Source organism: Maritimibacter sp. DP1N21-5 (assembly GCF_019218295.1).
GTDB lineage: Bacteria > Pseudomonadota > Alphaproteobacteria > Rhodobacterales > Rhodobacteraceae > Maritimibacter.
Genome location: NZ_JAHUZF010000006.1, coordinates 1,385,670 through 1,399,611, shown reverse-complemented (window position 1 = coordinate 1,399,611; position 13,942 = coordinate 1,385,670). Strand labels below are relative to the sequence as shown.

Sequence of the window (13,942 nt, the reverse complement as noted above, 5' to 3'; positions counted from 1 at the left end):
TGGAACAGACTGTCGTTTTCACGAAGCCCCGGATCTGTCGGATTGGAAATTACTCGTCGGTTTGGGTTGCAACGATCTCCTGTCGCAGCATTTGACCATGGGGATCGAAGATGAAGATCCGGCCGTCCGTGCTCACCACCGCGAGGAAATCCGGTCCGCGCGTGACCGCGCTTGCGGTCACACCCTCGGGCAGGGCGATGCTTTCGGGAAAGGCCGGTCCGGTGCTCGACTGGTTGAAACGCATCGCGACCAATGCGATGAGGACGACGAGCCCGACGATCATCACCACGGTGAGCGTCGTCACAAGCCACTTCAGGTAACGCACCAGCGCCGCGTCGGGTCCGGTCAGGGGAGCCTCGTTCATGTCGTCCATCATCTCCTCCAAGGCTCTTTCCGTCGAAATCGGGGAAAACCCGCCCGACCGGCTTGATAAGGCCTTGGCGCTCTTTGTGCCAGAGGAGGCGAACCTGTCGCGCTCGCGGCTGGCCCGCCTGATCGCGGAAGGGGCGGTAACGCGCGGGGGCGAGGTGCTGGACAGCCCGAAGGCGCGGGTGGCCGAAGGCGACGTGATCGACATTCTCGTGCCCGAAGTCGAGGAAACCCACATGCGTCCCGAGACGATTCCGTTGGAGGTGGTCTGGGAGGACGCCGATCTGATCGTCGTGAACAAGCCCGCTGGCATGGTCGTGCACCCGGCGCCCGGCACGCCTTCGGGCACTCTGGTCAATGCGCTTCTTGCCCATTGCGGCGAGGACCTGTCGGGTGTGGGCGGTGAGAAGCGGCCCGGCATCGTGCACCGGATCGACAAGGACACCTCCGGGCTTCTGGTCGTCGCGAAGAGCGACGCCGCCCATCACGGGCTGGCCGCGCAGTTCGAGAAACACACGGTCGAGCGGCATTACATGGCGCTGGTGCACGGCGTGCCCGACATGGCGGACCCGCGCCTGAAGGGCGTGAAGGGCGTGAGCTTCGAGCAGGGGGGGATCGTGAAGATCCAGACCCAGCTCGCCCGCCACAAGACCGACCGCCAGCGGCAGGCTGTCGTCTGGTCGAATGGACGCCACGCCGTCACCCGCGCGCGGCCGGTCGAGACCTTCGGCACCCCGCCCACGGTGACGCTCGTCGATTGCTGGCTCGAAACCGGGCGCACGCATCAGATCCGGGTGCACATGGCCCACGCCGGTCACGGGCTTGTCGGCGATCAGACCTATGGCGGGCGGCGCAAGGTGTCGGAAAAGGCGCTGTCGCCCGCGGCGGCGGCGGCGGTGATGGGCTTTCCGCGTCAGGCGCTCCATGCCGCGACACTTGGCTTCACCCATCCGGTTTCGGGGGAACCCCTCCGTTTCGAGGCGCGTTTACCTGACGACATGGCCGGATTGATCGAAGCCCTGCGCGATCACGTGCAATAACGCACAGGTCCGGCGCTCTGTAACACGGCGCACATGCGCGTGAGAGCGCTACCAAATCGACGGAACCGGCTTCATACTACGTTGAGGTTTCGAGAGGCAAATGCCTCTTGAACAGGTGCATGCGCGCCCTAAATGTAATGTTAACCCTCGATACATTGAGGGCGCGACAGTGGAGAGATGCGAGACGATGGCGAACTACGGCAATCTTCCGGCCCCGACCCCAGAAGGCGGTCTGAACCGGTACCTTCAGGAAATTCGGAAGTTCCCGATGCTGGAGCCCGAAGAGGAATACATGCTTGCGAAAAGCTGGGTCGATCATCAGGACACCCAGGCCGCGCACAAGCTTGTCACCAGCCACCTGCGCCTCGCGGCGAAAATCGCCATGGGGTATCGCGGTTACGGACTGCCGCAGGCCGAGGTGATCTCGGAAGCCAACGTGGGCCTCATGCAGGCGGTGAAACGCTTCGACCCGGAGAAGGGCTTCCGCCTCGCGACCTATGCGATGTGGTGGATCCGTGCGTCGATCCAGGAGTATATCCTGCGATCCTGGTCGCTGGTGAAACTCGGCACGACCTCGGCACAGAAGAAGCTCTTCTTCAACCTGCGCAAGGCCAAGGCGCGCATCGGTGCGCTGGAAGAAGGCGATCTGCGGCCCGAAAACGTGGCTCAGATTGCGCATGATCTCAGCGTGACCGAGGAAGAGGTCATCTCCATGAACCGGCGCATGTCGGGTGGCGATGCGAGCCTTAACGCAACGATCTCGGCCGATGGCGAATCGTCGATGCAGTGGCAGGACTGGCTCGAGGATGAAGACGCCGATCAGGCGGGCGACTATGCTGAGCGGAACGAACTCGACGTCCGGCGCGAGATGCTGGCGGCCGCCATGGACGTCCTCAACGACCGGGAGCGCGACATCCTCACCCAGCGGCGTCTGTCGGACGAGACCGTAACGCTCGAGGATCTGTCGGGCCAATACGACGTCAGCCGCGAGCGCATCCGACAGATCGAGGTTCGGGCCTTCGAGAAGCTCCAGAAACGAATGCAGGAACTGGCCGCCGAAAAGGGCATGGAAGAGGTCGCCTGATACCGCTAACGTAGCGCCGTCCGGATACCCGGGCGGCGCGAAACGAAAGAAGAGGGCGGCCATGGCGTTGAGATGGGGTATTCTCGGGGCGGCGAATTTCGCGGCCCAGCAGATGGGACCCGCGATCCACGCGGCGCGAGACAACGCGTTGGTCGCGCTCGCCACCTCCACGGCAGACAAGGCCGCCAGGTTCAAGGCCTTCGCGCCGGGGATCGAGGTCTTTGCCGACTACGACGCGCTTCTCGCGTCTGACGCTGTGGACGCCGTCTATATCCCGCTGCCGAACCACCTTCACGTGGACTGGACACTACGGGCGCTCGATGCGGGCAAGCACGTGCTTTGCGAGAAACCCATCGCGCTCTCGGCGCCCGAGATCGAACGGATCATCGAGAAGCGCGACCAAACCGGGCTCATGGCTGCCGAGGCCTTCATGATCGTGCATCATCCGCAGTGGCATCGGGTGCGCGAGCTACTTGCGCAGGGCGCGGTAGGCGAATTGCGCCACGTGGATGTCACCTTCAGCTTCAATAACCCCGATCCTGCGAACATCCGCAACCGCGCCGAGACGGGCGGCGGCTCGATCCCCGATATCGGCGTATATGCCTATGGCGCGGTGCGATTCGCGACCGGGGCCGAGCCGGAAGGGATGACCGCCCGTGTCCGTCGCGAGAACGGCGTCGATACATGGGCGCAGGCGAATTGTCTGTTCAGCGGAGGCGGACATCGGTTCACCTATTCGGGTATCACCTCCACCCGCCTCGCCAACCGGCAGGACATCGTGTTCCAGGGCGACGAGGGCACGATCACGCTCAACGCCCCGTTCAACGCGGGTGTCTTCGACCTGGCGCAGGTGCATCTGCGGCGGGGCATGACCGTGACCTCGGACAGGTATCCGAACGTGAACCAATACGTGCTGCAGGTCGAAGCCTTTGCACGGGCGGTGCGAACCGGCGAAGACTATGACTGTCCGCTGGAGTTTTCGCGTGGCACACAGGCGATGATCGACTCGGTCCTCGCGGCGGCGGTAGAGCTGGAATGACAGGGCTGGATAGCCAGGGAAGGGGAGCGACATGACGGAGAAGGACGAACCGCGGGTGTTGGACGAGCCCGGCGCCGAGGATCGGATCGAGATCGAAGGCGAGCCCGACAACGTCTGGATGCGCGGCTTGTGGATGGTGATGTTCGTCGTGATGATGTGGGTCGGCCGGCTCCTCGTCATCGTGGCGGGGATCGTGCAGTTCCTCTGGCTCCTGTTCTCGGGCGAGCGGAACCGCCATGTGGCGGAGTTCGGCGAGGATCTGGCCGACTGGATGGCGCGGGCGACGCTCTATGTGAGTGCCTCGACCAACGACCGGCCGTTTCCCTTCGATCGCTGGGGTATCCCGGACTGATTGCGCCGTCTGCTTGCGCAGGCGGCGCGGTAGTTGGGGGGAGGCTTTGCCTCCCCCGTCGCCATTGCCGCTCGGACCAATGGCGCGACAATGGCGACCCCCTCCAGGATACTTATGAACCAGAGAAGAGGGGCGCGTCGGGCTCTATGATGCGCCTTACTCAAGCCGCGCGCGCAGGACCCGGATCATGTTTTCGCCCGCGACTTTGCGGATTTGCGCCTCGGACAGTCCGGCGTCCAGCATGGCTTGGGTGATGGCCGCGAGTTCGGAGGTATCGAGCGCGGCTTCGATGGCGCCGTCGAAATCCGAGCCTAGCGAAACGTGATCCTGGCCGACTGCCTCGACGGCTGCGGCCACGGCCGCGGCAATGCCTGCGGGGCTGTCGTCGCAGATCACGTCAGACCAGTAACCGATCCCGATCACGCCACCAGTCGCGGCGATCTCGCGCATCAGGTCGTCGGGATAGTTGCGGACCGTTTCGCAGTGGCTGTGAACGCCGGTGTGGCTCACGATGAGCGGTATCTGCGTCATGGAAAGGACGTCGCGGGCAGTTTGCTCCGAACTATGGGCGAGGTCGATGATCCATCCGTCCGCCTCGAGCTTCGCCACCACGTCCCGCCCGAAGTCCGTGAGGCCGGCGCCCGCGACCCCGTGGAGCGAGCCGCCAAGTTCGTTGTCGAAAAAATGCTGGAGACCCATAAGGCGGTGCCCTGCGGCGTAGAGGGTGTCGAGGGCTTCGATGTTGCCTTCGAGCGCATGGCCGCCCTCCATCCCGAGGAGGCCGCCGACGAGCGTCGGGTTGGTTTCACGGTCGGCGAGAAAGGTGTCGAGGTCGGCTTCGCTCGTCAGCACGCGGAACTGGCCGCCCGAGCGGTCGGCGGCGCGGTGCAGGCGCTCGGCATGGTAGAGGGCCCGTTCGGTAAGCGAGAACCAGGTGCGGATCGGCCAGAGTTGACCTATGGCGAGGAGGGTGACGTTGTCGCGGGCCTCGGCTGTGTTTTCCTCGTAGTTCTGACCGGCCGGTGTCTTGGTGACCGAGGTGAACATCTGGAGCGCGACGTTGCCCTCTTGCAGGCGCGGGATGTCGACCTGCCCGTAGCTGCCCCGGTCGAGGAGATCGCGGTTCCACAGGAGCGTGTCGGCGTGCCAGTCGCCGATGAGGAGGCCTTCGTGGAGGGTCTGCGCCTCGGCAGAGATGGGGTAGGGGTCATGTGGTTTGACCGCGTTCATGCCTTTTTCGGTGATCCGTGGCGCGAAGCCGAAGAAGCCGATCGCGCCGATGAGTACTGCGAGAACGACGAGGCCCACGAGCCATTTGAGTATGCGCATGAAGTCCCTCCCTTTATCCCAAGGCTAGGGGGAATTATGTTGATTGCCTAGAGATGACGGAGCGTGACCATGGCCGGTGGATGGAGCCGCGACGGTGCGGTGAACGAACAGATCGAAGCGAGCGTGGCCGAGGAACTCGAACGGATGCGCGCGCGGCGAGTGCCGGTGGGCGAAAGCCTGTCGGAATGCGCGGAATGCGGCGAGGAGATCCCCGAGGCCCGGCGCAAGGCGCTCCCGGGGGTCAAGATCTGCATCGATTGCCAGCAGGAGCGGGACGCGCAGTTCAAGGCGCGGCCCGGGTTCAATCGGCGGGGGTCGAAAGACAGTCAGTTGAAGTGACGTCGGTCCGGCGTCGCTGTCGAGACGTGGGGGATTTTTCATCCCCCACGCCCCCTGAAAAGTATTCATGAAGCAGTGAAGACTTAGGCCTCCATCGCCTCGAGCTCGTCGATCATGCCGGAGATCATGCTGAGGCCCTTGTCCCAGAATTTCGGGTCGGAGGCATCAAGGCCGAAGGGGGCGAGAAGCTCGCTGTGGTGCTTGGACCCGCCCGCTTTGAGCATCTCGAAATACTTCTTCTGGAAGTCCGCGTCACCCTCTTCGTAGACGGCGTAGAGCGCGTTCACGAGGCCGTCGCCGAAGGCGTAGGCGTAGACGTAGAAGGGCGAGTGGACGAAATGGGGAATGTAGGACCAGAAGGTCTCATACCCCTCCATGAAGGTGAAGGCCGGGCCGAGGCTTTCGCCCTGGACGCTCATCCAAAGGTCATTGATCTGGTCGGTGGTCAATTCACCCTGGGTGCGCCGTGCCTCGTGCAGCTTGCACTCGAAGTCGTAAAACGCGATCTGGCGCACGACCGTGTTGATCATGTCCTCGACCTTGCCGGCGAGAAGCACCTTGCGCGCCGCCTGGTCCGGTGCGTCGGCCAAGAGCTTGCGGAAGGTGAGCATCTCGCCAAAGACCGAGGCGGTTTCGGCAAGCGTCAACGGCGTGTCTGCGAGAAGTTCGCCCTGACCAGCGGCGAGCACCTGGTGCACTCCATGCCCAAGCTCGTGGGCCAGCGTCATCACGTCGCGCGGTTTTCCGAGATAATTCAGGAGCACGTAGGGATGCGCGTCGGTCACGGTGGGGTGGGCGAAGGCGCCCGGTGACTTGCCCGGTTTCACGCCCGCGTCGATCCAGCCCCGGTCGAAGAAAGGCTCGGCGATGGCGGCCATTTCCGGGTCGAAACCGGCATAGGCGTCGAGCACCGTCTTGCGCGCTTCCGGCCAGTCGATCACGCGCTCTTCGTCCTTAGGCAGGGGCGCGTTGCGGTCCCAGACCTGCATGGTTTCAAGACCGAGCCATTTGCGCTTCAACTCGTAGTAACGATGCGACAGCTTCGGATAGGCGGCGACGACGGCGTTCCTGAGCGCCTCGACCACCTCGGGCTCGACGTGGTTGGAGAGGTGACGCCCGGTCTGGGCCGTGGGCATCTTGCGCCAGCGGTCCTCGATTTCCTTTTCCTTGGCGAGCGTGTTGTGCACGCGTGCGAAGAGGCGGATGTTCTCGCCGAAGACCCGGGCCAGTTCGCGCGCACCGGCTTCGCGCTTGGCGCGGTCCTGCTCGGACAGCAGGTTCAGTGTGGCTTCAATGGACATCTCGTCCATGCCCTCGGGCCGGAATGTGAGCCCCGCCATCGTCTCGTCGAAGAGCTTGTTCCAGGCGGCCGCGCCGACCGAGGACTGGTCGTGGAGGAATTTTTCCAGCTCGTCCGAAAGCTGGTAGGGCCGCATTGCGCGCAGGCGGTCAAAGATCGGCTTGTAGCGGGCGAGCTCGGCATCGGCGTCGAACATCGCGTCGATCTGGGCGTCCGGGATGCGGTTGATCTCGAGCGAGAAGAACACCAGCGGCGCGGTGTAATCCGTCACCTTTTCCTGGCAGTTCTGCAGGAACTGGGCGCGGGCACCGTCGGTGGTGTTCTGGTAGTAAAGGAGCCCCGCGAAGGACATCAGGCGACCGGCGGTCCGGTCGATGTCTTCATGGGCGAGGATACAGGCGAGCATGCCTCCTGCGTCGAGGTCGGCGAGCTTGCCTTCGTAAGTCGCGGCGAAGTCGGCGCAGGCCTTTTGAAGCTTTTCGAGGTCGGCCTTGACCTCGGGCGCATCCATGCCGGGGTAGAGGTCGGTGAGGTCCCAATCCGGGAGGTCGCCAAGGTTGCCGCTGCCGCCGGTTTCCGCCACCGCGTCACGGGGCAAGGTGGTGTGGTCGGCGGGGGTCGGGATCGGCGTTCTCATGGTCTCTCCTTTGATCGTCGCACCAGACATAGGTCGCCTGCGCCCGGGCCTCAATGCCCGAGGCGGAGAAGGCCGCGGTCCGGCGTCCCGGCCGTCAAGGCTTTGGGCGCCCATGGGGCGGTTTGTTACATCAACCACGGACAGTGCGCGCGCCCTTGAAACATTGGCTCCAGCGGGACCGGCAATAGGCGTCAATTATCAAACAATCGCCTAATTTCCGCCGCTTTCAAGTGGTCTGAAAGCCTTGGGATAAACCGTCTTCGGACAGGTGTGGCCAGGGGCCGGAAAGGGACGCCATGGAAGGGCGCGCGAGGGAGAACAGGACGACGGAGGGCCGGTCGCGGCGCCGGGCCGGATTTGCCGCGCGCGAAGATGGATCCTTCATCATTTTCGGGCTCATGATCCTCGTCGCGATGATCATGGCGGCGGGGCTGGGCGTGGACCTCATGCGCTACGAATCCCAGCGCTCCCGGCTTCAGGCGACGCTCGATCGCGCGATCCTCGCGGCCGCCTCGCTCGACCAGCCGCTCGATCCCAAGGTCGTGGTCATCGACTATTTCACCAAGGCCGGGCTGGATGCCCATATCACCTCCGATGACATCACGGTCTACAACGATGCCAATACTCGTCGGGTCGAGGCCACCGCCAGCCTGCAGGTGCCGACCGCCTTCATGCGGTTCACCGGGATCCAATACCTGAATGCACCGGCGTCGGGCACGGCTGAGGAAAGCGTCTCGCTCAATGAGATCTCGCTCGTGGTGGACGTCTCGGGGTCGATGGCTTGGGCGTCCTATTCGGGCCAGTCCAAGCTCTACGAGTTGAAGAAGGCCGCGCGGACCTTTGCCAACATCATTCTGTGCAATCCGAACGACACCCGCGATTCCGCGACCTGCACGGTCGATCCGAACAAGGCCTCGATCACGCTCGTGCCCTATGCGACGCAGGTGCTCCTGGGCAATCACCTCGCGAATTCCTTTACCCTGACGACAGAGAACACGCGCAATACCTGCGTGACCTGGTTCCCCGAGGACTTCGCGAATGTGGCCGTCGATCCCGATACGGCGATCCAGCGCACGGGCGATTTCGATCCGAGCCGGGGACGCAATGACTCGCCCAGCAGTTCGAACGGCCCCTGCGCCACCGACAGCTGGCGCGAGGTGCACCCCTTCGAGGATCGCGCCGCAGACATGCGCAGCGAAATCAACGCGCTGCAGGCGGTGGGTTCCACCTCGATAGACATTGGCATGAAATGGGGGGCAGCACTCCTCGATCCTGCGGCGCGCAACGCGATCACCCGGATGAACACGGCGGGCCGGGTGTCCAACATCTATGTCGGCCGTCCGCTCGACTATGATCACAGGGGGCTCGAAAAGGTCATCGTCCTGATGACCGACGGGGACAACCGCGAACAGGATCACCTCAATCAGGGGTTCTTTGCCGGTCCCTCGCCGGTCTGGAAGGCCTATAGCGACAACCGCATCTCGATCTATGACGCCGAGAACGACCGCTACTGGTGGCCGCACCGCAGCGAATGGGCCGACCATGCCTGGGGCACGGGGACCTATGAGGATTGTGTCACCACCTCCTCCTGGAGCTGGTCGCAGTGGCGCTACATCTACACCACCACCTGCACGACCCGGAACGAAGGGACCGGTGCGGCCGAGATCGACTTCCCGACACTCTGGCGGACCTACACCATCGCCTGGTGGAACCAGTGGAGCTTCCTGCCGCGCGCGGCGGGGGAATTCGACCACGACGAGAAGAACGCCAACCTCGCCGCCATCTGCACGGCGGCGAAGACTGCCGGGATCACCGTCTTCACCATTGGTTTCGAGGTGGAAGGCGACCTCGACGACCACATCACGGACGACCCGATGGACGTCATGCAGCAGTGCGCCACCTATCCGTCCTATTACTGGAACGCCAACGGGCTCAACATCTCGTCCGCCTTTGCGGCCATTGCGCGGGAAATCTCGAAACTGAGGTTGATACACTGACATGAGACGTGGGGCAGGCATCAAGAAACGGATCGGGCAGATCTGGAAACGGGAAGAGGGCAACGCGACGATCGAGTTCGTGATCCTGTTTCCTGCGATCATGACGCTCTTTCTTTCGGCGTTCGAAATCTCGATCTACCTCGCGCGGTCGGTTCTGCTCGAACGCGCGCTGGATATCTCGGTGCGGCAATTGCGGTTGGGCACGCTCGCGCCCAAGACGGCGGCGGAGCTGCGTGACCATATCTGCAACGGCACGTTGATCTTTCCGGACTGCATCGCGGCCACGACGATCGAGCTGACGCCGATTTCGACCTCGACATGGCAGTTCCCGGCCAACACCATCGCCTGCGTGGACCGGAACGCCGAGATCCAGCCGGCGATGAACGTGAACTTCGGCCAGGCCAACGACGTGATGATCGTGCGCGCCTGCACCGTGCTCGACCCCTTCTTCGCCACGACCCCCTGGGTCATGGGCCTGCCGCTGGATGCCTCTGGCGGCTACAACATCGCTGCCGCGTCGACTTTCGTGAACGAACCGTGAGGTAGCCCGGAGATGCCTGTTCCTTCTTTTCCCGCGGGTCACCGCCTCCGGTCCCTGATTGCTGCGTTCCGCGGGAGCGAGAGCGCGAGCCTTTCAGTCGAGGCCGTCCTTATCATCCCGGTTCTCTTGTGGGGGTTTCTCTTCACCTTCACTGTCTTCGACGTGTACCGGGCCAAGAATATCTCGCTCAAGGGCAACTACGCGATTTCGGATCTTCTGTCGCGCGAAGGTAATCCCATCAACCAGGCTTATCTGAACGGCGCGGAGAGCGTGTTTCGCTACCTGACGCAGGGCGGCAATTCCACCTGGATGCGGGTGACGCAGGTCTATTGCAACGCGAATTGCACCAACAACGAGACGCGCCAGCTCCACGTCGACTGGTCGCATTCGACGGACAACAAGCCGGTCTACACGACCCAGACCATGCGCACGAAGATCGCCCATGCGGTCCCGCTGCTGGCGCAGGGGGAACGGGCGCTCATCGTCGAGACTTCGGTCGATTACTATCCGCCGTTCGTGCCCACGATGCTCTGGACACCGGCGTCCAGAAGCACCTCGATCGACTATCCGGCGGGGTGGGGCTACATCAAGCCACGCACCTTCGTGGACATCGTGATCACCGAGCCGCGTTTCGCGCCCAAGCTGTGCTGGATGACGGTCTGCTGATTTCTGCGCGTTGGTGAACACCTGGCCTTGATTTCGGCCGTCCCTGTGCGATTGATCCGTGGGGCGCCAAAGCCTATCTTGTGAGACGAAAGGAGACACCCATGTCCATTCGTCCTGTTCTCTCGGCCGACAAGGCCCAGCCCACCATGGAAGGCGCCGGCGTGCGCCTGCATCGTGGTTTCGGCTTCGGCGATCCCGAGGCCTTCGATCCCTTCCTGATGTTCGATGACTTCCGGGGCGACCATCCCGGCGATTACATGCGCGGATTTCCCTGGCACCCGCATCGGGGGATCGAGACGATCACCTATGTGCTCGAGGGCTCGGTCGAGCATGGTGACAGCCTTGGCAACACCGGCACGCTCGGGGCAGGCGACATCCAGTGGATGACCGCTGGATCGGGGATCATGCACCAGGAGATGCCCAAGGGAAACTTCAAGGGCCAGATGCATGGCTTTCAGTTGTGGGGGAACCTGCCGTCGAGCCTCAAGATGACCGCGCCGCGGTATCAGGACATCAAGTCGGGGGCGATCCCCGAGGTGACGGATGACGACGGCGTGACGGTTCGGGTGATCGCGGGCGAGTTCTGGGGCGCCAAGGGTCCTGTGGACGGGGTCGCCGCCGATCCGCAGTATCTGGACGTGACGGTGCCCGCGGGCGTCAGGAAGAGGTTCAGGATCGACACCTATCGTAGGGCCTTTGCCTATGTGTTCCAGGGCTCTGCGGCCTTTGTCGATGCCTCGGACCCGTCGGGCGTGCTGCTCGAGAAGGAAGTGATGGGGCAGGAGGTCAACATCCGCGACCTGTCGGGCAACCGCACAGTGGTGCGCTTCGGGTCGGGCGACGAGGTGGTGGTGCAGGCGGGCGAAGAGGGCGTGCGGTTCCTTCTGGTCTCGGGCGCGCCGATCGAGGAGCCGGTCGCCTGGCATGGGCCGATCGTCATGAACACCCAGGCCGAGATCCAGCAGGCGGTGCGGGACCTGCGCAACGGGACTTTCATCAAGCCGGCACACTAGATCGGGTTTCGCCGCGGACGTCGTCCGCGTCGACCGAGTGGGGGCTCTGCCCCCACACCCCCGGGATATTTAAGGACCAGAGAAGAGGGCCGCCTTAGAGTAATACACGCGTCGTTTACGTCGATGGTTCAGGCGTGCGTTTCGAAATGCGCGATGCTGCGCGCGTAGAAGTCTTCGCGGGTGGCGGGGACTTCCATCATGATCTCGTGCTCGGCATTCGGGACGATGATGAGTTGACCGTTCTGCCAGCGGCCCATGAGGGCATGGACGGGTTCGGTGGCGACGATGCGTTCGTCGGCACCGAGGAAGGTGAGCGTCGGGGTGGCCGGGGCCGGCATGCGACCGAGCGAGGCGCATTCGCGGAGCGCCGTGTAGAGCCAGGTCACCGAGGGTCCGCCAAGGGCGAGATCAGGGTGCGCGGCGAGTTGGCCGACCATGAAGTCCCACATCTCGCGGTCCTTGGTCAGCTGGTTGTCCTCGAAAGGCGCGATCTGGACATAGCTTTCGCGCGCCGTCGAGGGGGCTTGGGAGAGGCCGCGACCGATGGAATGCGACAGCCACGACAGGCTCCAGGCGACCGGGCGCAGGAAGGTTGAGAGGCCGATGCCCCACATGGGGGCGGAAAAGACGGCGGCGTTCACCGGGAGGTTGCGGTGAAGCGCCCGCAACCCGATGGCGCCGCCCATGGAGTGGCCGATGAGGTAGTAGGGCTTGGGCAGGCCCAGGTCCTCCACGGCGGCCATGACCCGGTCCACGTCGATCTGATATTCGTCAAAATGGCCGACGTGCCCCAGGAGCCGTTCCGCTGCGGCGCGGTCGGCGATCCCCTGTCCGCGCCAGTCGACCGAGATCATGTCGAAGCCTGCGCCGGTGAAGGCCACGGCGGCAGGTCCATATTTCTCGATGTATTCGGTGCGGCCGGGAAACAGCAGCACGGTGCCTTTGCGCCCCTCCGTGCTCGCGGGCCAATGGCCCAGACGGATCCTGAGCCCGTCGGGGCAGTCGAGCCACCAGGCCTTGCCCCCCGCGGGACCACGGGCGATGTCGTCGTAGAGGGGGGCGGCTTTCATGGGTGTCAGGCCAGGACGGCGCCCAGCTTCATGGCGGCGCCCATGTCGCCGTCGATCGTGAGCTTGCCCGACATGAAGGCAGCGGTGGGGTTCAGGTCGCCCGCCATCATCGCCTCGAAGGTATCCTGCGAAGCGGTGAGGGTGACATCGGTGTCTTCCTCGCCCGCATGAGCGCCGGTGCCGTCCACGATGACGGCGCCTTCGCCCTCGATCACGAATTTCGCGGAGCCGTCGAAACCTTCGCCTTCGAGTTTGGCGTTCAGGGCGGCAACGGCCGCGTCGATCACTGCGCTCATATGTCTGTCTCTCTTTCCTATATGTTCGGTCTGACGTGCGGGCCCATGCCCGTTTACGTTGCCGTCAAGCTAGCGATTTTGCCGGAGCGGGGGAACCGGGGAAAGCGGGGTGTGACGTGTGGGAATGGCGGAAATGGGTGGAAAGGGTTTCACCATGGTCTCTCGTGGCCTTGTGCGGTGCCCGCCGGCGGCCGAATCTTCCCCGCGGGGAATGGGTTCGCGGGATCAACGCTTTGTTAAGGTTGATAAATTCGCGATAGTGTGGCGATCCCAAGAAGGTGATTTCCCGGCGCGCCATGAGGCGCTATCCTGAGACCATGCGCTGGCTTTACCTTTGTCTTATGCTTCTGGCCCTGACCCTTGTGCTTCCCCGGCAGTCACAGGCGGATGAGGCGCGGCTCGATGAGTTGTTCGAGGCCCTCAAGGCGGCGGACGCTACATCCTGGGAGCAGATCGAGGACAAGATCTGGACGGAATGGTCCCGGTCCGGGTCGCCCACGATGGACCTTCTGCTCAATCGCGGGCGCGCGGCCATGGGCACGGAGAACACCGACGTGGCCATCGAGCACCTGACCGCGCTCGTCGAGAACGCGCCGGAGTTCGCCGAAGGCTGGAACGCGCGGGCGACGGCCTATTACGCGGCGGGGCTCGTCGGTCCCTCGATTGCCGACATCGCGCGCACGCTCGAACTTGAGCCGCGTCATTTCGGGGCCCTGTCCGGACTTGCGCTGATCCTCGAAAAGATCGGTGACCAGGACGCCGCGCTCGAAGCCTACCGCGCCGCTCTTGCTATACATCCCCAGCGTCCCAACTTAAGAGAGGCGGTGGAACGTCTCGAGCGCGAGCTTGAAGGCAGCGCGATCTAAGGGG

General features: G+C 63.8%; 15 protein-coding genes. 10 read left to right on the top strand and 5 right to left on the bottom strand.

Annotation, left to right across the window (positions count from 1 at the left end; all coding sequences use genetic code 11):
* Positions 1-49: 49 nt before the first annotated feature.
* On the bottom strand, positions 50-364 hold the full coding sequence (locus KJP29_RS14540; protein ID WP_218464252.1) for a DUF6476 family protein: 315 nt from the start codon (positions 362-364) through the stop codon (positions 50-52).
* Between KJP29_RS14540 and KJP29_RS14535 the strand changes: the two genes are divergently transcribed.
* From KJP29_RS14535 to KJP29_RS14520, 4 genes are all read left to right on the top strand, one after another.
* Entirely contained in the window at positions 363-1,409 is a 1,047-nt protein-coding gene (locus KJP29_RS14535; RefSeq protein WP_218464251.1) for an RluA family pseudouridine synthase, read from the top strand. The genes KJP29_RS14540 and KJP29_RS14535 overlap by 2 nt on opposite strands.
* Positions 1,410-1,596: 187 nt before the next feature.
* Positions 1,597-2,493 (top strand): RNA polymerase sigma factor RpoH, encoded by an 897-nt coding sequence (gene rpoH, locus KJP29_RS14530; protein WP_218464250.1) that lies wholly within the window; start codon positions 1,597-1,599, stop codon positions 2,491-2,493.
* A gap of 61 nt (positions 2,494-2,554) precedes the next feature.
* The gene (locus KJP29_RS14525; RefSeq protein ID WP_218464249.1) at positions 2,555-3,532 is read left to right on the top strand and encodes a Gfo/Idh/MocA family protein; all 978 of its coding nucleotides are present in this window, start codon (positions 2,555-2,557) and stop codon (positions 3,530-3,532) included.
* 31 nt (positions 3,533-3,563) lie between these two features.
* The gene (locus tag KJP29_RS14520) at positions 3,564-3,884 is read left to right on the top strand and encodes a DUF4389 domain-containing protein (protein WP_218464248.1); all 321 of its coding nucleotides are present in this window, start codon (positions 3,564-3,566) and stop codon (positions 3,882-3,884) included.
* Between the two features lie 156 nt (positions 3,885-4,040).
* Here the strand turns inward: KJP29_RS14520 and KJP29_RS14515 are convergent, their stop codons facing one another.
* Positions 4,041-5,213 (bottom strand): dipeptidase, encoded by a 1,173-nt coding sequence (locus KJP29_RS14515; protein ID WP_218464247.1) that lies wholly within the window; start codon positions 5,211-5,213, stop codon positions 4,041-4,043.
* A gap of 69 nt (positions 5,214-5,282) precedes the next feature.
* Between KJP29_RS14515 and KJP29_RS14510 the strand changes: the two genes are divergently transcribed.
* Positions 5,283-5,552: a DksA/TraR family C4-type zinc finger protein gene (locus KJP29_RS14510; protein WP_218464246.1), complete on the top strand. Its 270-nt coding sequence runs from the start codon at positions 5,283-5,285 to the stop codon at positions 5,550-5,552.
* Positions 5,553-5,635: 83 nt separating this feature from the next.
* Here the strand turns inward: KJP29_RS14510 and KJP29_RS14505 are convergent, their stop codons facing one another.
* A complete protein-coding gene (locus KJP29_RS14505; RefSeq protein WP_218464245.1) occupies positions 5,636-7,489 on the bottom strand; it encodes a M3 family oligoendopeptidase in 1,854 nt (617 codons plus the stop codon).
* A gap of 296 nt (positions 7,490-7,785) precedes the next feature.
* On the opposite strand from KJP29_RS14505, the gene KJP29_RS14500 reads away from it, so the two are divergent.
* From KJP29_RS14500 to KJP29_RS14485, 4 genes are all read left to right on the top strand, one after another.
* A complete protein-coding gene (locus KJP29_RS14500) occupies positions 7,786-9,486 on the top strand; it encodes a TadE/TadG family type IV pilus assembly protein (RefSeq protein WP_218464244.1) in 1,701 nt (566 codons plus the stop codon).
* A gap of 1 nt (position 9,487) precedes the next feature.
* Positions 9,488-10,027: a TadE/TadG family type IV pilus assembly protein gene (locus KJP29_RS14495; RefSeq protein ID WP_218464243.1), complete on the top strand. Its 540-nt coding sequence runs from the start codon at positions 9,488-9,490 to the stop codon at positions 10,025-10,027.
* A 126-nt stretch (positions 10,028-10,153) separates the two neighbouring features.
* Positions 10,154-10,693 (top strand): hypothetical protein, encoded by a 540-nt coding sequence (locus KJP29_RS14490; protein WP_218464242.1) that lies wholly within the window; start codon positions 10,154-10,156, stop codon positions 10,691-10,693.
* A gap of 101 nt (positions 10,694-10,794) precedes the next feature.
* Positions 10,795-11,706 (top strand): pirin family protein, encoded by a 912-nt coding sequence (locus KJP29_RS14485; RefSeq protein WP_218464241.1) that lies wholly within the window; start codon positions 10,795-10,797, stop codon positions 11,704-11,706.
* A 128-nt stretch (positions 11,707-11,834) separates the two neighbouring features.
* On the opposite strand, the gene KJP29_RS14480 is transcribed toward KJP29_RS14485, so the two are convergent.
* Positions 11,835-12,776, bottom strand: coding sequence for an alpha/beta fold hydrolase (locus tag KJP29_RS14480; protein WP_218464240.1), 942 nt, complete (start codon positions 12,774-12,776; stop codon positions 11,835-11,837).
* A 5-nt stretch (positions 12,777-12,781) separates the two neighbouring features.
* The gene (locus KJP29_RS14475) at positions 12,782-13,072 is read right to left on the bottom strand and encodes an SCP2 sterol-binding domain-containing protein (RefSeq protein WP_218464239.1); all 291 of its coding nucleotides are present in this window, start codon (positions 13,070-13,072) and stop codon (positions 12,782-12,784) included.
* Between the two features lie 296 nt (positions 13,073-13,368).
* On the opposite strand from KJP29_RS14475, the gene KJP29_RS14470 reads away from it, so the two are divergent.
* The gene (locus KJP29_RS14470) at positions 13,369-13,938 is read left to right on the top strand and encodes a tetratricopeptide repeat protein (protein ID WP_370630877.1); all 570 of its coding nucleotides are present in this window, start codon (positions 13,369-13,371) and stop codon (positions 13,936-13,938) included.
* Positions 13,939-13,942: the final 4 nt, after the last annotated feature.